The sequence below is a fragment of the Neisseria sp. P0021.S007 genome, from assembly GCF_051956855.1.
This window is the reverse complement of sequence record NZ_JBQCXA010001734.1, coordinates 1-441: the sequence shown is the minus strand read 5'-3', so window position 1 is coordinate 441 and position 441 is coordinate 1. Positions and strand designations below refer to the sequence as shown.

Below are 441 nucleotides of genomic sequence, written 5' to 3'. Positions count from 1 at the left end.
CTCCCTAACCCTCTCCCGTGGGGAGAGGGGATAGATTGGCAGGTAATCCCAAACTTGGTAGCAACTTCAAAACGATTAAGTTTCTGTACAGTTGGTTTTGTCTAACAAAAGAAGAGGGGGGAAACCATTAGATTTGCTTTTCTCGAAGATTCGCCGGGAATCTTGGGCACCTGCCGACAAGGGGGCGTTGAATCCGGTTATTTGTTTTCCTGACGTTTGCGATAGTCGGCAACGGCTGCTTTTACCGCATCTTCAGCCAAGATAGAGCAGTGGATTTTAACTGGAGGCAATTCCAACTCTTCGGCAATTTCGCTGTTTTTGATTGCCAGTGCATCGTCAAGGCTTTTGCCTTTAACCCACTCTGTGATCAGGCTGGAGGAAGCGATGGCGGAGCCACAACCGTAAGTTTTGAATTTTGCATCTTCGATAATACCCTCATCG

1 protein-coding gene is annotated in these 441 nt (G+C 47.6%); it reads right to left on the bottom strand.

Going from position 1 to position 441, the window contains the following annotated elements:
- Window positions 1–197: 197 nt before the first annotated feature.
- Window positions 198–441, bottom strand: a 244-nt coding sequence (locus ACTHUR_RS21185) for an iron-sulfur cluster assembly scaffold protein (RefSeq protein ID WP_440400779.1), incomplete at its 5' end; no start/stop codon positions are given.